The following is a 20,238-nucleotide window of genomic DNA, read 5'->3' on the forward strand; positions in this document are numbered from 1 at the left end:
TCACTCGGCGGCCTGGCCGTTGCTCCAGATCATCTTGGTCTTCGGCCGTGCCGCTTCGGCGCGCTCCCAGTCGAACATGTAGTCGCGCGTGATCGGCACCGCCGCGATGCCGCGCGACAGCTGCATCTGGAACACCATGTTGTAATCGTGGCGGAACGACAATTCGCTGCCCACCAGATAGAACTCCCACATGCGGCAGAAACGCTCGTCGTAAAGCGCTTGGATGGCAGCTCGGTTCTGTTCGAAATTCGCCCGCCAATGCTTCAGCGTCTCGGCATAATGGAGGCGCAGGATCTCGATATCGGTCACCCACAGCCCCGTCTCCTCGACCACCGGCAGGACTTCAGATAGCGCCGGCGAATACCCCCCTGGGAAAATATACTTTCTCAACCAGGGGTTTGTATGACCCGGCCCATCGCGCCGGCCGATCGCGTGTAAAAGGGCGACACCGCCCGGCACCAGCAATTCCTCAATCTTGGCGAAGAATTCCGGGAAGTGCTTGAGACCCACATGCTCGAACATGCCGACCGAGACGATGCGGTCGAACCGCCCCGGTTCCAGTCGATAGTCCTGCAGTTTGAAGTCGACCTGGCCCTCGAGGCCGGCGGCCTTCACACGGGCGCAGGCGATTTCATGTTGCTCCTTCGAGAGTGTCACACCCGTCACATGGACGCCGGCCGTCTTGGCAAGATAGATGCCAAGCCCGCCCCAGCCACAGCCGATATCGAGCAGCTTTTGGCCCGGCTGCAGGATCAATTTCGACGCGATGTGGCGCATCTTGGCCTGCTGTGCTTCCGCCAATGTCAGCGTTGGCGTGGCAAAATAGGCGCAGGAATACTGCATGCTGTCGTCAAGGAAGAGCTCGAACAGCTTGCGGCTGAGATCATAATGATGGGCAACATGCTGCTGTGCCGCACCGACTGGATTGCGCTGATGCCACCAGCGTAAGCAGCGATTGATGACCTTGAACACCTTCTGCGACTGCAGGCTGCTCAGCCCCTCGGTGTTGCGCATGGCGATGTCGATGAAGTCGTAGAGCGACCCATCCTCGATCGTCAGGCGGCCGTCCATGTAAGCTTCGCCGACCTTGAGCCACGGGCTGAGGCCCAGGCTCCAGTTCAAGGCCGGATCGTGCAGACGCAAGGTGACGGAGGGCGCACCGCTGCCGAAATCCTGGCGCCTGCCCTGATGATCGATGACCGCGATATGTCCCTGTCGGATCCCGGCCTGCAAGAGTCTGGCAAAAAGCATCGCCCACCCCCTTGGTTATGCCGGTACCCATCCCGCGACCGGCACTGTCATCTTGGTTAAGAATAGGTAAGGTTTCTCTGGGCCGTCAATTGCAGCGCGCGCATACCAGCTTCCTAATTGGACAACGCTGGCCGCGAATGATTGCGCTGCAACAAAAGGATCGGCGGTATCCTGGAAAAACTACAATGTAGAAATGGGTATCCCGGCGGTCCATTCTGACCGCACGTCAGGATGGAATTCTTCGCGCAAGGCAAGTATTTGACGGGCCGCGAAATTGCCCGGGTCGAGACGCGAGAGCGCCCAGACCGCGGCCCCGCGGACGATGGGCGCCGGATCTGACAGCAGAACCTCAATGGCTGGCAAAAGTTCCGCAGCAGCGCTGTTGCCGATGGCGATGAGGACGTTGCGCAGGAAGCGGTCGCGGCCGATCCGCTTCACCGGCGAGCCGGAGAACAAGGCGCGAAAGGCAGCATCGTCCAACGCTGCAAGGGCCGCAAGGCGTGGTGCCGTCAGATCCTCGCGGGCGACGAGCGGCGCGTGCGGCGTTGCCTGCGCGAACTTGTTCCACGGACAGACGCTGAGGCAATCGTCGCAGCCATAAATGCGGTTTCCCATCAGCGGCCGAAACTCAAGCGGGATCGGCCCCGCATGCTCGATGGTGAGATAGGAAATGCAGCGCCGCGCGTCGAGCTGATACGGCGCCGGGAAGGCCGCGGTCGGACAGACATCGAGACAGCGCTGGCACGCCCCGCAATGATCCACTTCCGCCGCATCTGGCTCAACATCGAGCGCCAGATAGATTTCGCCGAGGAACAGCCACGAGCCGAAAGCGCGAGAAACCAGATTGGTATGCTTCCCCTGCCAGCCGATGCCACCTTGCGCGGCGAGAGGTTTCTCCATCACCGGCGCCGTATCGACAAAGACCTTGATCTCGCAGCCATAGGTCGCGGCAATCCAGCGCCCCAATTGTTTCAGGCGCTTCTTCACCACGTCATGGTAATCGCGATGGCGCGCATAGACCGAGATCGCCGCCCGGTCGCGTGCCGCGAGGATGCTGAGCGGATCCTGATCGGGCCCATAATTGAGGCCGAGGACGACAACGCTCCGCGCCGCCGGCCACAGGGTCTGCGGATCACCGCGGCGATCGGCCTTCTCCACCATCCAGCCCATGTCGCCATGGCGGCCGGCGTTCAGAAATTCCTGCAGTCGCCCCTTGGCCTCGGGTGCAAGCTGCGCCGGCGCAAAACCAACGGCATCGAATCCCGCCGCCAACGCCTGCGCGCGAATGGCGGCTTTGATGTCCGCCGCATTCATCTCTTATCCACGGCCCCGGTATGGCGGCACGGCCTGGTCGGGGATGACGAAATCCTTGGGGCGCTTGCCGTGTTCGAAGAAGACGTCGATGGGAATGCCACCCCGCGGATACCAATAGCCGCCGATGCGCAGCCATTTGGGCTTGGCGACACGGATGAACTTCTTGGCGATATCGATGGTGGTGCCTTCGTGGAAACCGCCGTGGTTGCGGAACGCGGTCAGATAGAGCTTCAGCGATTTCGATTCAACCAGCCACTTGTCCGGCACATAGTCGATGACGAGATGCGCAAAATCCGGCTGGCCGGTCACGGGGCAGAGGCAGGTGAATTCCGGCGCCGTATAGCGCGCGACATAGATGGTGCCCGGATGCGGATTGGGCACCCGCTCCAGCACCGCGAGCTCGGGCGAGGCCGCCGTCTCGACCTTGGCGCCGAGCTGCGTCAAATCGGCATAAGCTGCTTTCTTGGCCATCTTGAAGGCCTCCTTCAGTTCGGGATATCGCCCAGCGCCTGTTGGCGATGGAAGTCATCGGTGAAGGCGGCAAGACCGCCTTGTTCGATGGCGTGCCGCATTCCCTGCATCAGTTCCTGATAGTAATGGAGATTGTGCCAGGTGAGCAGCATCGCGCCCAGGATCTCCTTGGTCTTCATCAGGTGGTGAATATAGCCGCGCACATAGGATGTGCAGGCAGGACACGTGCACAAAGGATCGATCGGCCGGTCATCGGTCGCATGCCGCGCATTGCGCATGTTGAGATCGCCATAGCGCGTGTGGGCGAGGCCGGTGCGGCCGGAGCGCGTCGGCATCACGCAATCGAACATATCGATGCCACGCGCGACCGATCCCACCAGATCGCTGGGCTTGCCCACACCCATCAAATAGCGCGGGCGATCTGCGGGCAGGAAATCGGGGGTGTAGTCCAGCACGCTGAACATCTGCTGCTGGCCTTCGCCGATCGCCAAACCACCGATCGCGTAGCCATCGAAGCCGATATCGATCAGCGCTTTCGCCGATTCCTCGCGCAAATGCGGATAGATGCCGCCCTGCACGATGCCGAACAGCAGATAGCCGTCGCGGTCGCGAAAAGCCTTGCGGCAACGTTCCGCCCAGCGCATCGAGCGGCGCATCGAGGACGCCGCCTCATCGGGTGTCGCCGGAAAGGCGGTGCATTCATCGAGCACCATGGTGATGTTGGAATCGAGGAGATCCTGGATCTCGATCGAGCGCTCGGGTGTCAGCATGTGCTTCGAGCCGTCGATATGCGAGCGGAACTCGCAACCGTTCTCGTTGATCTTGCGCAAGTCGGAAAGGCTCATCGCCTGGAAGCCGCCGCTATCGGTGAGGATCGGCCCCGGCCAGTTCATGAATTTATGCAAGCCACCGAATGAGGCCACGCGCTCGGCCCCCGGGCGCAGCATCAGATGATAGGTGTTGCCGAGCACGATCTCGGCGCCCGTCGCCTTCACCGATTCCGGCAGCATCGCCTTGACCGTGCCGGCGGTGCCGACCGGCATGAAGGCCGGCGTGTTGACGATGCCGTGCGCCGTGTGGATGCGCCCGCGCCGTGCCTTGCCGTCGGTGGTGATGAGGTCGAACTTGCCGCTCATGATGCGCGCTCCAGCAATGAGGCATCGCCATAGGAGAAGAACCGATAGCCGCTGCCAATCGCATGTTCATAGGCGGCCTTCATGCGCGCCTCGCCTGCGAAGGCACAGACCAGCATGAACAAGGTCGATTTCGGCAGGTGGAAATTGGTCATGAGCATGTCGGCGATCTGGAACCTGAATCCGGGCGTGATGAAGATATCCGTGGAGGCGGCAAAGGGCAAAAGCCGGCCGTCTTGCGCAGCACTTTCGAGGAGCCGCAAGGATGTGGTGCCGATGGCAATGACGCGACGCCCCTCGGCCTTGGCGCGGTTGATGGCAGCCGCCGTCTCAGGCACGATCTCGCCATATTCGGCATGCATCTTGTGCTGGGATACATCGTCGACCTTGACCGGCAGGAAGGTCCCGGCCCCGACATGGAGCGTCACCCGCTGCTGCTCGACCCCCTTGGCCTTGAGCCGCGCCAGCAGGTCGGGGGTGAAATGGAGGCCCGCCGTCGGCGCCGCGACGGCCCCTTCGCGTGTGGCGAAGATGGTCTGATAATCGGTGTCATCCCGCCGCTCGACGGCGCGGGATTTGCGGATATAGGGGGGCAGCGGCATCCAGCCATGGCGGGCCAGGCCGGCGCGGAAGGTCGGCTCATCCATGCCGAAATCGAGGCGGATTTGGCCGTCATCGGCCTTTTCCCGCACAGTCGCTGCAAAATCGGGCGCGAATTCGACGCGCTCACCCAGCCGCAATTTCTTGCCCGGCCGGGCGAAGGCCCACCAGTTAACCGTGTTTTCTCCCGGAATTTGGGTGAGCAAGGTCACCTCGATCCGCGCTTCGCCGCGCCTGCCCTCCAGCTGAGCCGGGATGACCTTGGTGTCGTTCGAGACCAAAACGTCACCTTCCCTAAGCAGATCGGGGAGATCGCGCACGATCCTGTCGGAAAACCCGCCCTCTTGGACATGAAGCAACCGCGCCGCCTCGCGCGGCTCCAGGGGATGGAGGGCGATGCGGTCAGGGGGCAGGTCGAAGTCGAAATCGGAGAGGCGCATGGGCCGGTTTTTAGCCAGCGAGCGCCCCGCCCGCCACCAAAATCGCCGCTTGGCCCTGGGGCCAGCCGGCGCTATAACCCCGGAAAATCCAGCCTTTTTTGAAAGACCCGCGTGATGACCGCAACCGCGCCCGGCGCGCTCTCCAACCGCCACTCGACCCTGTTCGTCGTCGTGGTCGCCCTGTTCGTGACCGACCTCATCATCTCGAATGTGATCGCCGTGAAGGCGATCAATATCGCCGGCTATTCGCTGCAGGCGGCAGACCTCATCTTCCCCATCACCTATATCCTCGGTGACGTACTGACCGAGGTCTATGGCTATGCCCGGGCGCGCCGCGCGATCTGGGTCGGCTTTGGCTGCAACCTCTTTGCCGTGGCCGCCATCACGCTTGGCCAGGCGCTCCCCGCCGATCCCAGCTGGACCGACCAATCGGCCTATGACGCGATCCTGGGGTCACAGTCACGCATCCTCGCCGCCTCCTTCGCCGCCTATCTGGTGGGCGAGTTCGTCAACTCCTACATCCTTGCCAAGATGAAGGTCTGGACCAAGGGTCGCTTCCTCTGGGCCCGCACCATCGGCTCGACGCTCTTCGGGCAAGGGTGCGACACGGCGATCTTCCTCACCATCGCCTTCTATGGCGATTGGCCGAGCGAATTGCTCTATGCCGTCATCCTCAACCAGTGGCTCTTCAAGGTCGGCTACGAGACGCTGGCCACACCCTTCACCTATCTCATCGTGGGGAAGCTGAAGCGCGCCGAGGGCATCGACGTCTACGACACCCAAACCCGCTTCTCTCCATTCGCCGTCCGCGACTGATCTTGCGCGACGCATCGCTCAGGGTGCGTATTCGATATTGATCAGCGCATCGAGTTCGGCCAGCGTGCCGACCTGGCCAAGATTGGTACCTTCCAAGGTGACACTGCTGCCGGGGAAGGTGATGACGACGAAGCCGTCCTGGTCGGTGTGAACCAGCGCGTCCTGCCAATCGTCGGGGCCGCTCACGCCGACGAGACGCAAGATGTCCTCCGCCGGATTGAAATCGGTGATGATGTCGAGACCGTCGAGGGCATCGCCGTGGAATACGAAGGTGTCAGCGCCGCCACCGCCGCTCATTTCATCGAACCCGGCGCCGCCGATGATGAGGTCGGCGCCGTCATTGCCATAGATCCTATCGTCGCCGGCGCCGCCATAGAGCGTGTCGTCACCGCTGCCGCCGCGCATGGTGTCGGCCCCATCACCGCCCCATAGCGTGTCGTTGCCGGCATCGCCCTGCAACGTGTCATCGTCGGCGCCGCCATCGAGATAATCGTCCCCGCTGCGGCCATAGATGGTGTCGTGACCGTCGCCACCCTGGATATAGTTGCCGAGCCCGTCACCCATCAGCCAGTCGTGATGGGCCGAGCCGACGATGTTCTCGACCTCCCAGATGGTGTCGCCCTCGGCCTCGCCCCCGGCCCCGCTATGCCCTTGCAGATCGATGGAGACGGCCTCATCCGAACCCGCATAGACGATCGTGTCGCTGCCTGAACCGCCATGGAGGAGATCGGCGCCATCGCCACCGATCAATGTATCGTTGCCGCCGTTGCCGGTGATGCCATCGTCGCCGGCGCCGCCATAAAGCCAGTCATTGGTGCGATTGCCGCCGACCAGCAGATCATCACCACCCTCGCCCCAGTCGATGACACCGGCAGCAAACGTCGTCGTGCCGCCAATATCCAGATCGTACATCGTCTGCTTGATCAGCTTCCGCGAACCTGCCGCCATGATCGCCTCCTGCGAAAGAGAATGCGGCATCCAGGGATGCCCACTTCTCTGTCGCCACCTGGAGCACCAGGACATGTGATGGCCATCACAACGCGGTCCGTGTCAGTCACTGTTGAAACCGGATGCGGCGCCCTCAGGGCGCGCTTGGCAGCCTTGCCTGCTCCGCCGCGGTCAGCGCCGTCATTGTGGGGTCGCTGCTGCAGGTCTCCGCGGCTTTTTTAAGGAGTTTCTCGGCAAAGCGGGCCTCGCCATCACTGGCAGCGAAGGCGCCGGCAAAGAAGGAGAGTTCGCAAATCCGCTGTGTCTTCTCCGCGATCGGCACGCCCGAAATGCGGATGCCATCTGCCACCTGCTGCAACTTCCGCTCGCCCAACAGATAACTGATGACGGGCCGCGGCCAGGCATTGCTCTGATGTGCCGCCATTGCGGCACCCATCAGGCTGCGCCCGTCCCCGCCCATATAGGTGGCGATGAGGCCCTGCAGCAAGGCGAGGCGCATGAAGGTGTCGTTGTCAGCCAGGGCAATCGCGGCGCGAATCTTCTCATCGGCGGCGCCGAATTCGCCGGCGATCACGGCGTCGGTCGCCTGCTTTTCCAGCGTCGCGATCGAGGGCGCGTCATCGGCCCACACCGTGGCGGTGCCAAGCCACAGCGCGGTGGCGGCCAGTAGCAGGCGACCACCGGTCAGCGATATCTCCATGCCCCTCCCCCAACTCGTGCCAACTGCGACGCGGTCGGTTCAGGCTGGGTGGTTCAGGCGGGGCGGTTCTTCCGCGCCTGCCGCCCGCTGACCCAGCCCAACCCGGCAATCGCCAACAGGATAAGCCCCATCCCCACCCCTTCGACAAGCCCCGGCCTCTCACCCAGTTGCAGGGTCGAGAGAAGAAGCCCAAGGAGCGGGGTGAGCAGGATGCCGAGCGAGGCCAGCCCCGCATCCAGGCGATTGAGCAGCGTGAACCAGATGACATAGGCGAGCGGTGTCGCCGGCCCGATGTTATAGAGTAGCGCCGTGATGAAGCCCGGCGACCAGTCGATCGGCCCTTCCGGCACGATCAGCGCCACGGCGCACATGGCAATGGCGCCCGCCAGCATCTGCCAGGCGGTAAGCGCCAGCGGATCCATGGGGGCGACGCGCATCGCCCGCTTGGTGACGACGACGCCAAGACCCCAGGTGAGCCCGGCCCCCAGTGCCAGCATGACGGCCGGGAGCGAGCCGGACTTGCCGCCGGCGATCGAGATCAACACGATGCCGACAAGAGCCAAGGCCGCCGCTCCCCATTGCGCGCCCGGCACCTTTTCCTTCAGCAGCAGCACCGAGAAGACCAGCACCCAAAGCGGCATGGTGTAATTGAGCACAGCGCTGCGCCCCGCGGTCCCCGTCGACAGCGCCCAGGTGATCAGGCCAAAGCAGAAGGCCGTCTGCAGCAGGCCGATCAACGTGATGACGCGCCAGCGGGGGGCCAGCTCGCGAAAGCGCAGCGAGCGACCCATCAGCTTCAAGGTCGCCATCAGCACGACGGCGCCACCCAGGAAGCGCAAGGCGGCAAAGGCAAAGGGTGGCGCATAGGTCACCGCCACCTTCATCATCACCCAGTTATAACCCCAGATGAGCGAGAGGGCAGCGATAAGGGCCAGCGCTTGCCAGCGGGGGAGAGGGGCGGATTGCGTCATGCGCCGCAGACTAACGGCTTCGCCCACCGCTGGCGCCGAAAAATTTCACGCGCGGGCCTTGCGTGGAATGCATCGCTTACGAGGAAGGCCCCTCACCCCGACCCTCTCCCCGCAAGCGGGGCGAGGGAGTTCCTAATGAGTTCTGGCAATAAGCCCCTCTCCCCGCTTGCGGGGAGAGGGGTTGGGGTGAGGGGTCTTATCTCAGTCGCCCGTGACCAGCCGCTCGACCAGCTGCTTCACGGTCGGCACGAAGCCGTTCGCATAGAAGGGATCGTCGCGGAAGCGATAGGCGTTGTGGCCGGCGAACATCAACTGGTCCTCGAACTTGTCGGAATGGCTGATTTCCTGCAGCGTCTTCTGGATGCAGAAGCTCCTGGGATCGGCCTTGTGGCCCGTCGTCCCGGCCTCGTTCTGGGCCCAGTTCGAGAAATTGCAGGCGGAGAGACACCCCATGCAATCGATCTGGTCCTTCAAGATCTCGTCGGCTTTTTCCCGTGTCACGAAAATGAGGGTCGATTCCGGGGTGCGCAAGGCCTCGCTGAAGCCGGCGCGAATCCATTCCTCGGCACGGAGCTTGTCGGCCGCCGTCACAAACACCTCGCGGCCGCGGGCACCGATGGCCAGCGGCCAGTCATGCTCGCCCACCTTGTGCTGCGAATAGGCGATCTGGTGTTCCGAACGCTGCCGCAGTTCCTGGATGAAGTCGTTATTGACCGCCGACGAATAGAAACCGGTGGGGCTGAAACGATTGAGGAACACATCGCCCTTTTTCAGCGTCACCAGGCGCTTCTTCCAGGCATCCGATATCGGGCTTTCCTGGGTGAGCAAAGGCCGCGTGCCGAACTGGAAGGCAATCGGCCCCAATTCCGGGTTCTCCAACCAGTCTTCCCATTCGCGCAAGCACCAGACGCCGCCCGCCATGATGATCGGCGTCTCGGCAAGGCCGCATTCGTCGCGCATGGTCTGGCGGAGCTCGCGCACGCGCTCATAGGGCGGCTGCGGCTTGGTCGGGTCCTCGACATTCGACAGACCGTTATGGCCGCCGGCCAGCCACGGGTCTTCATAGACCACACCACCCAGCAGATGGCTGAACTTGTGATAGGCGCGCTTCCACAGGGCCCGGAAGGCACGGGCCGAGGAGACGATCGGGTAATAATGGACATTGTACTGCGCGCAGATCTCGGCGATGCGATAGGGCATACCGGCGCCGCAGGTGACACCGTGGATCAGCCCCTTGGCGCCTTCGAGCACGCCGTGCAGCACGCGTTCGGCACCGCCCATCTCCCACAGCACATTGATGTGCAGGCGACCGTTGCCGCCCATGCAGTCATGCGCGATCCGGGCCTGGGCGATGCCGCCCTTGATCGCGTAATTGAGGAGTTCCTCATGGCGCTCGCGCCGGGTCTTGCCGTGATAAAGCTGCGGGATGGGCTTGCCGTTCTCGTCATAGGAATCGGCATTTACGCCGGAAAAAGTACCGACACCGCCAGCGAGCGCCCAGGCGCCCGACGATTGACCGTTCGACACGGAGATGCCCTTGCCGCCTTCAATGAGCGGCAGGACTTCGCGTCCCGAAATCAGCAGCGGCTTCAGTGCTTTCACCCAACCCTCCCAATATCCGCGAGGTCCGACCCGCGGCGATACCCTGATTTATATAATTATTGGCCGACCGCCGCCAAGATGCGGGCCGGCGCGTCGGTGAAAACGCCGTCGACGCCCCAACCGATCAATTGCTTGGCGCGGGCGGCGTCGTTAACGGTGTAGACCAGCAGGCCATAGCCTTCCGCCTTGATCTCCGCCACCCATTCCGCTGTCGCCGTCTGATCCCAGATATTCACCGTATCGGCCTTGAGGTTCTGCGCCAGATCCAGCCAATTGGCCGCGTGATCCTCCAGCAGCAGGCCACGCGGGAGTTCCGGCGCCGTGTCGCGGGCGATCTCCAGGCATTCGAGCACGAAGCTCGAAATCAGCGGCTTGGGCTTGCCCGCCGGCCACAGATGCGCCAGTTCTTCAAGAATGAGCTTGGCTGTTTCGCGGGCACGACCGGGGCAGGGTTTCAATTCCAGATTGAACTGGATGTCTTCCTGCGCAAACAGCGACAGCGCTTCGGCGAGCAGCGGCATCTTCTCGCCGGCAAAGCGCGCATTCTTCCAGCTGCCGGCATCGAGCAGGCGAATCTCGTCATAGGAGAGGGCGCGTGCTGGGCCCGCCGCATTGCTGGTGCGGTCGATGTTGTCGTCATGGAGCAGGAAGGCGCGGTTGTCGGCCGACAGCTTGGCGTCGAACTCGACCCAGGTCGCACCCTGGCGCTTGGCTTCGCGGAAGCCTGCCAATGTGTTCTCGGGCGCCGCCTCGGCAGCACCGCGATGGCCGATCACCTTTGGCAGGGAAAGTGCGCGTATTGGCATCGGGCTAGTCTATCAGAAACGCAGGCGGGGGACGGCGTTGAAAAAACCGCCGTCCCCTTCAGCCTTACGAATCGGCGCGCTCGGAGCGCGGGCCGCGCTCGGCATCGCGCTGGGCGCGGCGCTCGGCATCGGCCTTGGCGATGTCCTCCGAGATGTCGGCGCCGGTCGCTTGATCGACGACGCGCATCGACAGCTTCACCTTGCCGCGATCGTCCATGCCCAGCACCTTCACCTTCACCGCCTGGCCGACCTCGACGACGTCCGAGACCTGCTTGACGCGGTGCGCGGCAAGTTCGCTGATATGGACGAGGCCGTCCTTGCTGCCCAGGAAGTTCACGAAGGCACCGAAATCCATCAGCTTGACGACCTTGCCGTCATAGATGACACCGGCTTCCGGCTCGGCAACGATGCCGCGGATCCAGTTGATGGCGGCTTCGCCGGCCTTGGAATCGACCGCCGCAACCTTGATCGTGCCGTCGTCTTCGATGTCGACCTTGGCGCCGGTCACTTCGCAGATTTCGCGGATGACCTTGCCGCCCTGGCCGATGACTTCGCGGATCTTGTCCTTCGGGATGTTGATCACGGTGATGCGCGGGGCGTTCTCGTTGACGCCTTCGCGGGCGCCGGTCAGGCCCTTGGCCATCTCGCCGAGGATGTGGAGACGACCGTCCTTCGCCTGGGCGAGGGCGATCTTCATGATCTCGGCCGTGATCGAGGTGATCTTGATGTCCATCTGCAGGGCGGTGATGCCCTCGCTGGTACCAGCCACCTTGAAATCCATGTCGCCGAGGTGATCTTCGTCGCCCAGGATGTCGGAGAGAACGGCATAGCCGTCCTTTTCCTTGATCAGGCCCATGGCGATGCCGGCGATCGGACGGCTGAGCGGCACGCCCGCATCCATCATCGCCAGCGACGAACCGCAAACGGTCGCCATCGACGACGAGCCGTTCGATTCCGTGATCTCGGAAACGACGCGGATCGTGTAGGGGAAGGCTTCCTTGGCCGGGAGCAGCGGATGCACCGCGCGCCAGGCGAGCTTGCCATGGCCGATTTCGCGGCGGCCCGGCGAACCCATGCGGCCGGCTTCACCGGTCGAATAGGGGGGGAAGTTGTAATGCAGCATGAAGGTTTCGCGGTATTCGCCGTCCAGCGCGTCGATGATCTGTTCGTCATCGCCGGTGCCGAGCGTGGTGACCACGAGGGCCTGGGTCTCACCGCGGGTGAACAGCGCCGAGCCGTGGGCGCGCGGCAGGACGCCGACTTCCGCCGTGATCGGGCGGACGGTCTTGGTGTCGCGGCCGTCGATGCGCAGGCCGGTCTTCAGGATGTTGCCGCGAACGATGTCCTTTTCCAGTTCCTTGAACTGCTTGCCGACCAGCTCGACCTTCTTGTCGTCGGTGCCCAGCGTCTTCTTGGCTTCGTCCTTCACGGCGGCGACCTTGTCGGTGCGCGCCTGCTTGGCGGTCTCGCGATAGGCTTCAGCGAGCTTGTCGCTGAACTGCGCCTTCAGCGCGCCGAAGATCTCGACGGCGGCGGCATCCGGGGCGGTGAGCTCGCGCGGGTCCTTGGCGCATTGCTCGGCCAGTTCGATGATCGCGTTGATCACCGGCTGGAATTCCTTGAAGCCGAAATTGACGGCACCGAGCATGACGTCTTCCGAAAGCTCCTGGGCTTCCGATTCCACCATCAGCACGCCTTCCGAGGTGCCGGCGAGGACGAGGTCGAGCTTCGAGTTCGGCAGATCCGAACGCTTCGGGTTGAGCACATATTCGCCGTTGATGTAGCCGACGCGCGCCGCACCGATCGGCCCCAGGAACGGGATGCCGGAGATGGTGAGGGCGGCCGAGGCGCCGATCAAGGCGACGATGTCGGGATCGTTCTCGAGATCATGGGACAAGGTCGTGCAGACGACCTGGGTCTCGTTGCGATAGGTTTCATGGAACAGCGGACGGATCGGGCGATCGATCAGGCGGCTGGTCAGCACTTCCTTCTCGGTCGGACGGCCCTCGCGCTTGAAGAAGCCGCCCGGGATCTTGCCGGCAGCGAACGTCTTTTCCTGGTAGTTGACGGTCAGCGGGAAGAAGTCGACGCCGGGCTTGGGCGACTTGGCGCCGACGGCGGTGCACAGCACGACGGTTTCGCCATAGGTGGCGAGCACGGCGCCGTCAGCCTGGCGCGCGATGCGGCCGGTCTCGAGGGTCAACTTGCGGCCGCCCCACATCAGTTCTTTGCGATAGATCTTAAACATTTGAATGGTCCTTTCTGGCCGCCACATTCTATTGGGCTGCCACACATCTTCGACCGATGGGATGCCGGACCCGCGAAAGCAACGTGATCATGGAACGATGACGTTGCTTGCGTCGGCCCGGCGCGTTGCGGCTGATGGCGTGGTGGTCGATGAACCGCGCCGGCCGTTGGGATGAATGGGGATGGCGTATCGGGATTGTCACATGAACCCCAATACGACAATCCCGCCCCGGGCATTCTGCCCTGGGCGGGATCCCCGGTGGGGTTAGCGGCGCAGACCCAGCTTTGACACGATGTCCAGGTAGCGCTTGTTGTTCTTCTTCTTCAAGTAGTCGAGCAGTCGGCGGCGCTGGCCGACCATGACCAGCAGACCACGACGCGAATGGAAATCCTTGTCATGGCTCTGCAGATGCTCGGTCAGATTCTTGATCCGCTCGGTGAGGAGCGCGACCTGTACCTCGGGCGAGCCGGTGTCGTTGGCGGCCTGGGCGAATTCCTTCAGAACTTCCTGCTTACGATCGGCAGTGATCGACATCGACCTTCTCCTTTATGGTCCTAATGGTTGATGACGCGCACCGGGACGAGTTCTCCTGCCTCATAACGGGTGAGAGCCAGGAGCTTGCCTTCCGACATGGCGCAAACCATGCCGCCGGGAGTGAACTCCCGAAATCGATCGCGGTCTTGGCGGTGGAGTAATCCAACCGGTTGTCCGGACCGAAGGCGTATCGCCTCGGTGGCCGATAAGGCCAGGGCCGGGATGTCGTCCAGCGCGGTCTCTATCGGCAGTAAATGCTCAAAAGCGGCCGGAATATGCCCCAGTGCCTTGAGGGCGTCCAGCGAAATCGCCTGTTTTTCCGTGAAACCCCCAACAGATAGACGCCGCAGGGCCGAAATATGGCCCTGGGACCCAAGATGTTGAGCCAGATCACGTCCCAGGCTCCGCATATAGGCGCCCTTGCCAGAGCGAACCTCGAAAACCGCCTCGTCCGCGCTGAGGATCTCGGTCAGCCGGAAGTCCTCGACCCGGATGATCCGGGGGGCGAGATCGACTTTTTCGCCGTCGCGGGCAAGATCATAGGCCCGCTCGCCGGCGACCTTGATGGCTGAGAATTGGGGCGGGATCTGGCTGATCTCGCCGATGAAGCTGGGCAGCGCCGCTTCGATCTCGGCGGCACTCGGGCGCTTCTCCGACCGGGCAATGACCTCGCCCTCGGCATCGTCGGTCGAGCGCGCCTCGCCAAATTTCAGCGTGAAGCGATAGGTCTTGGTGCCGTCCATGACATAGGGGACCGTCTTGGTCGCCTCGCCCAAGGCAATCGGCAGGATGCCGGTCGCCAGCGGATCGAGCGTGCCGCCATGCCCTGCCTTCTGCGCGTCGAACAGGCGCCGCACCACGTTCACGGCTTGCGTCGAGGTGATACCCAGCGGTTTGTCGAGGATCAGCCAGCCGTCGACCTTCTGGCCCTTCTTGCGCCGGCTCATTCGTCGGATTCGGATTCCGGGGCTTCGGGTTCCGGCTTCTTGGCGATGTCCGCCCGCACGACCGGGTCGTGCAGCAGGCTTTCGATGCGGCTCGCCTCGTCGAAGCTGTCGTCGATCTTGAAGCGGAGCTGCGGGCTGACCCGCATGTCGACCGCGCGGGCGATTTCGCCGCGGAAATAGCCAGCGGCGCGGTTGAGCGCGCGCACGACCGTTTCGGCATCGCCACCGCCAAAGGGCAGGATGAAGATCGTGGCGTTGCGCAGATCCGGGCTGATCCTGACCGACGTCACCGTGACCATCCGCCCGGCAAGGTCGGGGTCAGAGAGGTTGTTGTCGGCAATGATCTCGGCCAGCGCATGGCGAAGTTCCTCGCCAATGCGCAATTGCCGCTGACCGGCCTTAGGCGTGATGGTTTTCTTGCGTGGCATGATGCGATTGTCCAATGCCCCCCTCTCCCTAACCCTCTCCCACGTAGGGGAGAGGGGATTTGAGCCAGCCTGAACGCAATTGCCTCAGCGAACTCTATCGGACTCCCTCCCCCCAACGTGGGGGAGGGTTGGGGAGAGGGGGATGTTGGTATACGAAGCGTCGCTTACGCCAATTCGCGGGCGACTTCTTCCATCTCGAAGCACTCGATGACGTCGCCCTTCTCGATGTTGTCGTAATTCTCGAAGGCCATGCCGCATTCGAAGCCTTCCTTCACTTCGCGGACTTCGTCCTTGAAGCGGCGGAGGGTTTTGAGCGTGCCCTCGTGGATCACCACGTTGTCGCGCAGCAGGCGAACCTTGCCACCGCGCTTGACCATGCCTTCCGTGACCATGCAACCGGCGACCTTGCCGGTCTTGGTGATATTGAAGATCTCGCGGATCTCGGCATTGCCCAGGAACTTTTCGCGCAAGGTCGGCGCCAGCATGCCCGACATCGCCGCCTTAATGTCGTCGACCACGTTGTAGATGATCGAATAGTAGCGGATGTCGACATGGTCGCGCCGCGCCATCTCGCGCGCCTGCGGGTTGGCACGGACGTTGAAGCCGATGATCATGCCGCCCGAGGCCCGGGCCAGCGTGATGTCGCTTTCGTTGATGCCGCCCACGGCCGCATGCAGGATGCGGACCTTGACCTCTTCGTTGCCGAGCTGACGGAGGCTGCCGGAAATGGCTTCCACCGAACCCTGCACGTCGGCCTTAATGACCACGGGCACTTCCTTGGCTTCGCCGGCCTGGATCTTCGAGAACATCTGCTCCAGCGTCGAGCGGCCGGCGGCAGCCGCCAGCTTTTCGCGCTGACGATGCAGGCGGAACTCGGTGATCTCGCGGGCGCGGGCTTCACTGTCGACGACGACAAAGACGTCACCGGCCAGCGGCGTTCCTTGGAGACCCAGCACTTCGACCGGGGTTGCCGGACCCGCACTTTCGATGTTGCGGCCGCGGTCGTCGAGGAGCGCGCGGACGCGGCCCCATTCGGCGCCGGCCACGAAGATGTCGCCGACCTTGAGCGTGCCTTTTTGCACCAGCAGCGTCGCCACCGTGCCGCGGCCACGCTCGACCTTGGCTTCGACGACGGCACCGGCCGCCTGACGCTCCGGATTGGCCTTCAAATCGAGGATTTCGGCCTGCAGGAGCAGCGTTTCCTCGAGCTTGTCGAGATTGGTCTTGGCCTTGGCCGAGACTTCGACGGCGAGGATGTCGCCGCCCAGATCTTCGGTCACGAGCTCGTGGTTGAGGAGCTCGCGGCGCACGCGCTGCGAATCCGCACCCGGCTTGTCCATCTTGTTGATGGCAACGATGATCGGCACCTTGGCCGCCTTGGCGTGATGGATGGCTTCGATCGTCTGCGGCATGATGCCGTCATCCGCCGCCACCACCAGCACGACGATATCGGTCACGTTGGCACCGCGCGCGCGCATCTCGGTGAAGGCGGCGTGGCCCGGCGTGTCGATGAAGGTGATCTTCTTGCCCGTGGGCAGGGTCACCTGATAGGCGCCGATGTGCTGCGTGATGCCGCCGGCTTCGTGCGCGGCGACATCGGTCTGGCGCAGCGCATCGAGGAGCGACGTCTTGCCGTGATCGACATGGCCCATGATGGTGACGACCGGCGGGCGCGACAGCAAGGTCTCGTCCGCATCGCTATCGCCTTCCAGGCCCACTTCGACGTCCGCCGCCGACACACGGCGCACGGTGTGGCCGAATTCGCCGATGATCAGTTCGGCGGTATCCGCATCGATGGTCTGGTTGATGGTCGCCATGACGCCCATCTTCATCAGCGCCTTGATGACGTCGGCGCCGCGTTCGGCCATGCGGCTGGCGAGTTCTTGGACGGTGATCGCTTCTGGCAATGTTACTTCGCGCAAGACCTTGGCCTGTGATTGAGCGCTGCCCATCATGGCGCGCTTTTCTTTTTCTGTCCGGCGGCGGAATGCCGCCACGGAACGCTGGCGTTCGCTGCTCTCGGAATCGAGCGCCTGCGTCACCGACATCTTGCCACCGCCGCGGCGCTGGTCGCCGCGACCACGGGTCGTGGCGGGCTTGGGCGCCGGGGGACGATGCCCGGTCGTGGCACGACGGCGGTTCTCTTCTTCTTCCGCCTCGACGGTCGTCGCCTTGGAGAGATGCATGCGGCCGGTATGCGGCACGGCAGCAGTCGTCCCGGCCTCGGCGGCCTTGGGCGCTTCTGGCTGGGCCTTGGGTGCCGCTTCCGGCGTCTCGCGCGCCTTCTTGGCGGCTTCTTCGGCAGCCTTGCGTTCTTCTTCCTCGCGCCGGCGGCGATCCAGCTCGGCTTTCTCGCGCTCAGAGCGCTCGGTGGCGAGACGGGCTTCCTCGGCGGCAGAGATCTTGCGGACGTCCTCGTCCTTCTTGGCCTGCTCCAGCACCTTGAGGCGGTTCTGCCGTTCCTGGTCGGTCAGCGTGTGATGGGTCGAGCGCGGCTCCTCGACCTCCACCACCGGGGGCGGCGGGGCGGGGGTGTGGACCTTGGTCTCCACCTCGGGCACGGCCTCGGCCAGCTTGCCGGTGGCACCGGTGGTATAGGTGCGCTTCTTCTTCACCTCGACCGCCACCGTCTTCGAACGGCCATGCGGGAAGCTCTGGCGCACCTGGCCGCCATCCACCGTCTTCTTCAGCTCGAGCTTGCCGGGCGAAGAAAGCTTCAGCGGTTTGCGGGTCGGTGTATCGGTATCACTGGACATGCTGCGCGTGTTTCCGTTCGTAAAATCGTCGTCTGTCTATAGCTTTTGGCCGCTTTGGGCAATTCCGGCCCCGGCAAAGCCAGCCAAGCGCCGCAAAGTGATGCTGAGGCGATTGGCCATGCCGCCGGGTTTCACTGCCACATGGACCGCATGCTGCCGGCCAAGGGCCGGCGCCAGCGCCTCCGAAGGCAGCGGGGCCCATATCTCTACTCCAGGACCGGCCAGTCTGGCCAGCTTCCCCCGGCCGTCAGCCGTCCCATCGCTGGCTTCGAGCAGGAATTTCACCTGTCCCGCCCGCAAGGCCGCCTCGACCTTGTCGAAACCGGCCACCAGCTGGCCCGATTTCTTGGCCAGGCCCAGCTGGTCGAGGAACTGCCGTTCCAGCAGCCCCGCCACCCGGTCAGTCAGTCCCGCATCGGCCTTGGCCTTGCCCTTCGTGACCTTGGTGAAGGCGTGTCGTCTGATCGCCTCGTCCAAAATCCCGCGCTCGGCCGTCACCCACAGGCCCCGCCCCGGCAGATCGCCCTTCAAATCCGGGACGATCGTGCCATCGGGCGCCGCCACGAAGCGGATCATCCGCTCCTTGGCGCGGATCTGCCTTGTGACAATGCAGGTCCGCTCGGGCGCCTTCGTGCCCGCCAAGGCGTCTTCTGGCAGTGCGTCTTCAGCCGCCATCGGATCGATATCGTCCGAAGCTGCCATCACGCTGTCCTGCCGTCCCGCGAGATCCATGCCGCCTCGTTTATTTCCCGTCCTCGAACCAATGGGCGCGCGCCGCCATGATGATGGCGTTGGCGTCATCGGCCGTGAGGTCGAATTCCTTCAAGATGCCGTCCTTCGGGTCGACCAGCTCGTCGGCGGCGAGGTCGGCGAGGTCGTCGAGGGTCTTGACGCCCTTTTCGCCCAAAGCCACCAGCATCGGCGGGGTCAGCTTGTCGATGGCGGCCACTTCGTCGGTGACACCCATTTCCTTGCGCTTGGCGGTCGAACGCTCCGATTCCGCCTCGATCCAGGCCTGGGCACGGGCTTTCAGCTCTTCCGCCACGTCGGCATCGAACCCTTCGATCCCGGCGAGGTCCTCGGTCGGCACGAAGGCCACTTCCTCGACCGAGGCAAAACCCTCGGTCACCAGCAGATGGGCGATGACGTCGTCGACGTCGAGCGCATCCATGAAGGTCTGCGAGCGCGACTTGAACTCTTCCTGGCGACGCTCGGATTCCTGCGCGTCGGTCAAGATGTCGATGTCGAAGCCAGTCAGCTGGGACGCCAAACGCACGTTCTGGCCGCGGCGGCCGATCGCCAGGCTTAATTGGTCATCCGGCACCACGACTTCAATACGGCCGGTGTCTTCGTCGATGACGACCTTGGAGACTTCGGCCGGCGCCAGCGCGTTCACCACGAAGGTCGCCTGGTCCTGGCTCCAGGGAATGATGTCGATCTTTTCACCCTGCAATTCCTGGACGACCGCCTGGACGCGGCTGCCGCGCATACCGACGCAGGCACCGACGGGATCGATGCCGCTGTCATTGGACATGACGGCGATCTTGGCGCGGCTGCCGGGGTCACGGGCCACCGACTTGATCTCGATGATGCCGTCATAGACTTCCGGGACTTCCTGGGCAAAGAGCTTGGCCATGAAATCGGGATGGGTGCGGCTGAGGAAAATCTGCGGGCCCCGCTGCTCTTCGCGCACGTCGAAGATGATGGCGCGCACACGGTCGCCGGTGCGGAAGGTTTCGCGCGGCAGCAGCTCGTCACGGCGCAGCATGGCTTCGCCACGGCCGAGATCGACGGTGATGTTGCCGAATTCGACGCGCTTCACCAGACCGTTGATGACCTCGCTCTTACGGTCCTTGAACTCGTCGAACTGGCGCTTGCGCTCCGATTCACGCACCTTCTGGACGATGACCTGCTTGGCGGTCTGGGCGGCGATGCGGCCGAAATCGATGGGCGGCAATTCGTCGATCAGGAAATCGCCGGCCTTGGCGTCGGGCTTGCGGCGCAGCGCCGCCTTCACCGGGATCTGCGTCACTTCGTTCTCGACCACGTCGACCACTTCCTGGACGCGGATCAACTTGATCTCGCCGGTCTTGCGGTCGATCTGGGCGCGGATGTCGTGCTCATGACCGTATTTCGAGCGGCCGGCCTTCTGAATGGCCTGTTCCATGGCCGTCAGCACGTCGTCGCGGTCGATGCCCTTTTCACGGGCGACCGCATCGGCGACCTGCAAGAGCTCCATACGGGGAATGGCAATCGTTTCCATGTTGTCCTCG

The 20,238-nt window shown here is 63.5% G+C and carries 18 protein-coding genes; 1 reads left to right on the forward strand and 17 read right to left on the reverse strand.

The window, feature by feature from the left end; genetic code table 11:
- The 5 genes from SMD31_RS05810 to queA all read right to left on the reverse strand — a co-directional run bounded on the left by SMD31_RS05810 (position 1) and on the right by queA (position 5,209).
- Positions 1–1,251, reverse strand: a complete 1,251-nt coding sequence (locus tag SMD31_RS05810; protein ID WP_320499856.1) for a cyclopropane-fatty-acyl-phospholipid synthase family protein — start codon at positions 1,249–1,251, stop codon at positions 1–3.
- A gap of 180 nt (positions 1,252–1,431) precedes the next feature.
- The gene (gene queG / locus SMD31_RS05815; RefSeq protein ID WP_320499857.1) at positions 1,432–2,565 is read right to left on the reverse strand and encodes a tRNA epoxyqueuosine(34) reductase QueG; all 1,134 of its coding nucleotides are present in this window, start codon (positions 2,563–2,565) and stop codon (positions 1,432–1,434) included.
- A 3-nt stretch (positions 2,566–2,568) separates the two neighbouring features.
- Complete coding sequence (gene queF / locus SMD31_RS05820; RefSeq protein WP_320499858.1) at positions 2,569–3,036, reverse strand: preQ(1) synthase; 468 nt, start codon at positions 3,034–3,036, stop codon at positions 2,569–2,571.
- Positions 3,037–3,050: 14 nt separating this feature from the next.
- Positions 3,051–4,172 carry a tRNA guanosine(34) transglycosylase Tgt gene (gene tgt / locus SMD31_RS05825; RefSeq protein WP_320499859.1) on the reverse strand — a complete coding sequence of 374 codons (1,122 nt, stop codon included), beginning with the start codon at positions 4,170–4,172 and terminating at the stop codon, positions 3,051–3,053.
- Entirely contained in the window at positions 4,169–5,209 is a 1,041-nt protein-coding gene (queA, locus tag SMD31_RS05830; RefSeq protein ID WP_320499860.1) for a tRNA preQ1(34) S-adenosylmethionine ribosyltransferase-isomerase QueA, read from the reverse strand. Before queA ends, tgt begins: the two co-directional genes overlap by 4 nt.
- A gap of 114 nt (positions 5,210–5,323) precedes the next feature.
- On the opposite strand from queA, the gene SMD31_RS05835 reads away from it, so the two are divergent.
- Entirely contained in the window at positions 5,324–6,025 is a 702-nt protein-coding gene (locus SMD31_RS05835) for a queuosine precursor transporter (protein WP_320499861.1), read from the forward strand.
- Positions 6,026–6,043: 18 nt separating this feature from the next.
- Here the strand turns inward: SMD31_RS05835 and SMD31_RS05840 are convergent, their stop codons facing one another.
- From SMD31_RS05840 to nusA, 12 genes are all read right to left on the reverse strand, one after another.
- Complete coding sequence (locus tag SMD31_RS05840; RefSeq protein WP_320499862.1) at positions 6,044–6,973, reverse strand: calcium-binding protein; 930 nt, start codon at positions 6,971–6,973, stop codon at positions 6,044–6,046.
- Positions 6,974–7,106: 133 nt separating this feature from the next.
- Positions 7,107–7,673, reverse strand: a complete 567-nt coding sequence (locus SMD31_RS05845; RefSeq protein ID WP_320499863.1) for a hypothetical protein — start codon at positions 7,671–7,673, stop codon at positions 7,107–7,109.
- A 53-nt stretch (positions 7,674–7,726) separates the two neighbouring features.
- Positions 7,727–8,671, reverse strand: coding sequence for a DMT family transporter (locus SMD31_RS05850; RefSeq protein ID WP_320499864.1), 945 nt, complete (start codon positions 8,669–8,671; stop codon positions 7,727–7,729).
- A 174-nt stretch (positions 8,672–8,845) separates the two neighbouring features.
- Positions 8,846–10,246, reverse strand: coding sequence for an NAD(P)H-dependent flavin oxidoreductase (locus SMD31_RS05855; protein ID WP_320499865.1), 1,401 nt, complete (start codon positions 10,244–10,246; stop codon positions 8,846–8,848).
- A 56-nt stretch (positions 10,247–10,302) separates the two neighbouring features.
- The gene (ugpQ, locus tag SMD31_RS05860) at positions 10,303–11,052 is read right to left on the reverse strand and encodes a glycerophosphodiester phosphodiesterase (protein WP_320499866.1); all 750 of its coding nucleotides are present in this window, start codon (positions 11,050–11,052) and stop codon (positions 10,303–10,305) included.
- A gap of 64 nt (positions 11,053–11,116) precedes the next feature.
- Positions 11,117–13,300 (reverse strand): polyribonucleotide nucleotidyltransferase, encoded by a 2,184-nt coding sequence (pnp, locus tag SMD31_RS05865; RefSeq protein ID WP_407652086.1) that lies wholly within the window; start codon positions 13,298–13,300, stop codon positions 11,117–11,119.
- Positions 13,301–13,564: 264 nt separating this feature from the next.
- Entirely contained in the window at positions 13,565–13,834 is a 270-nt protein-coding gene (rpsO, locus tag SMD31_RS05870) for a 30S ribosomal protein S15 (RefSeq protein ID WP_320499867.1), read from the reverse strand.
- Between the two features lie 20 nt (positions 13,835–13,854).
- On the reverse strand, positions 13,855–14,781 hold the full coding sequence (truB, locus tag SMD31_RS05875; protein WP_320499868.1) for a tRNA pseudouridine(55) synthase TruB: 927 nt from the start codon (positions 14,779–14,781) through the stop codon (positions 13,855–13,857).
- Positions 14,778–15,209, reverse strand: coding sequence for a 30S ribosome-binding factor RbfA (gene rbfA / locus SMD31_RS05880; RefSeq protein ID WP_320499869.1), 432 nt, complete (start codon positions 15,207–15,209; stop codon positions 14,778–14,780). The genes truB and rbfA overlap by 4 nt, the downstream gene beginning before the upstream one ends.
- Before the next feature lie 164 nt (positions 15,210–15,373).
- The gene (infB, locus tag SMD31_RS05885; protein ID WP_320499870.1) at positions 15,374–17,965 is read right to left on the reverse strand and encodes a translation initiation factor IF-2; all 2,592 of its coding nucleotides are present in this window, start codon (positions 17,963–17,965) and stop codon (positions 15,374–15,376) included.
- 36 nt (positions 17,966–18,001) lie between these two features.
- The gene (locus SMD31_RS05890) at positions 18,002–18,697 is read right to left on the reverse strand and encodes an RNA-binding protein (protein WP_320499871.1); all 696 of its coding nucleotides are present in this window, start codon (positions 18,695–18,697) and stop codon (positions 18,002–18,004) included.
- Positions 18,698–18,707: 10 nt separating this feature from the next.
- Entirely contained in the window at positions 18,708–20,228 is a 1,521-nt protein-coding gene (gene nusA, locus SMD31_RS05895; RefSeq protein WP_320499872.1) for a transcription termination factor NusA, read from the reverse strand.
- Positions 20,229–20,238 lie beyond the last annotated feature (10 nt).

It is taken from the genome of Dongia rigui, from assembly GCF_034044635.1.
GTDB classification, from domain to species: domain Bacteria; phylum Pseudomonadota; class Alphaproteobacteria; order Dongiales; family Dongiaceae; genus Dongia; species Dongia rigui.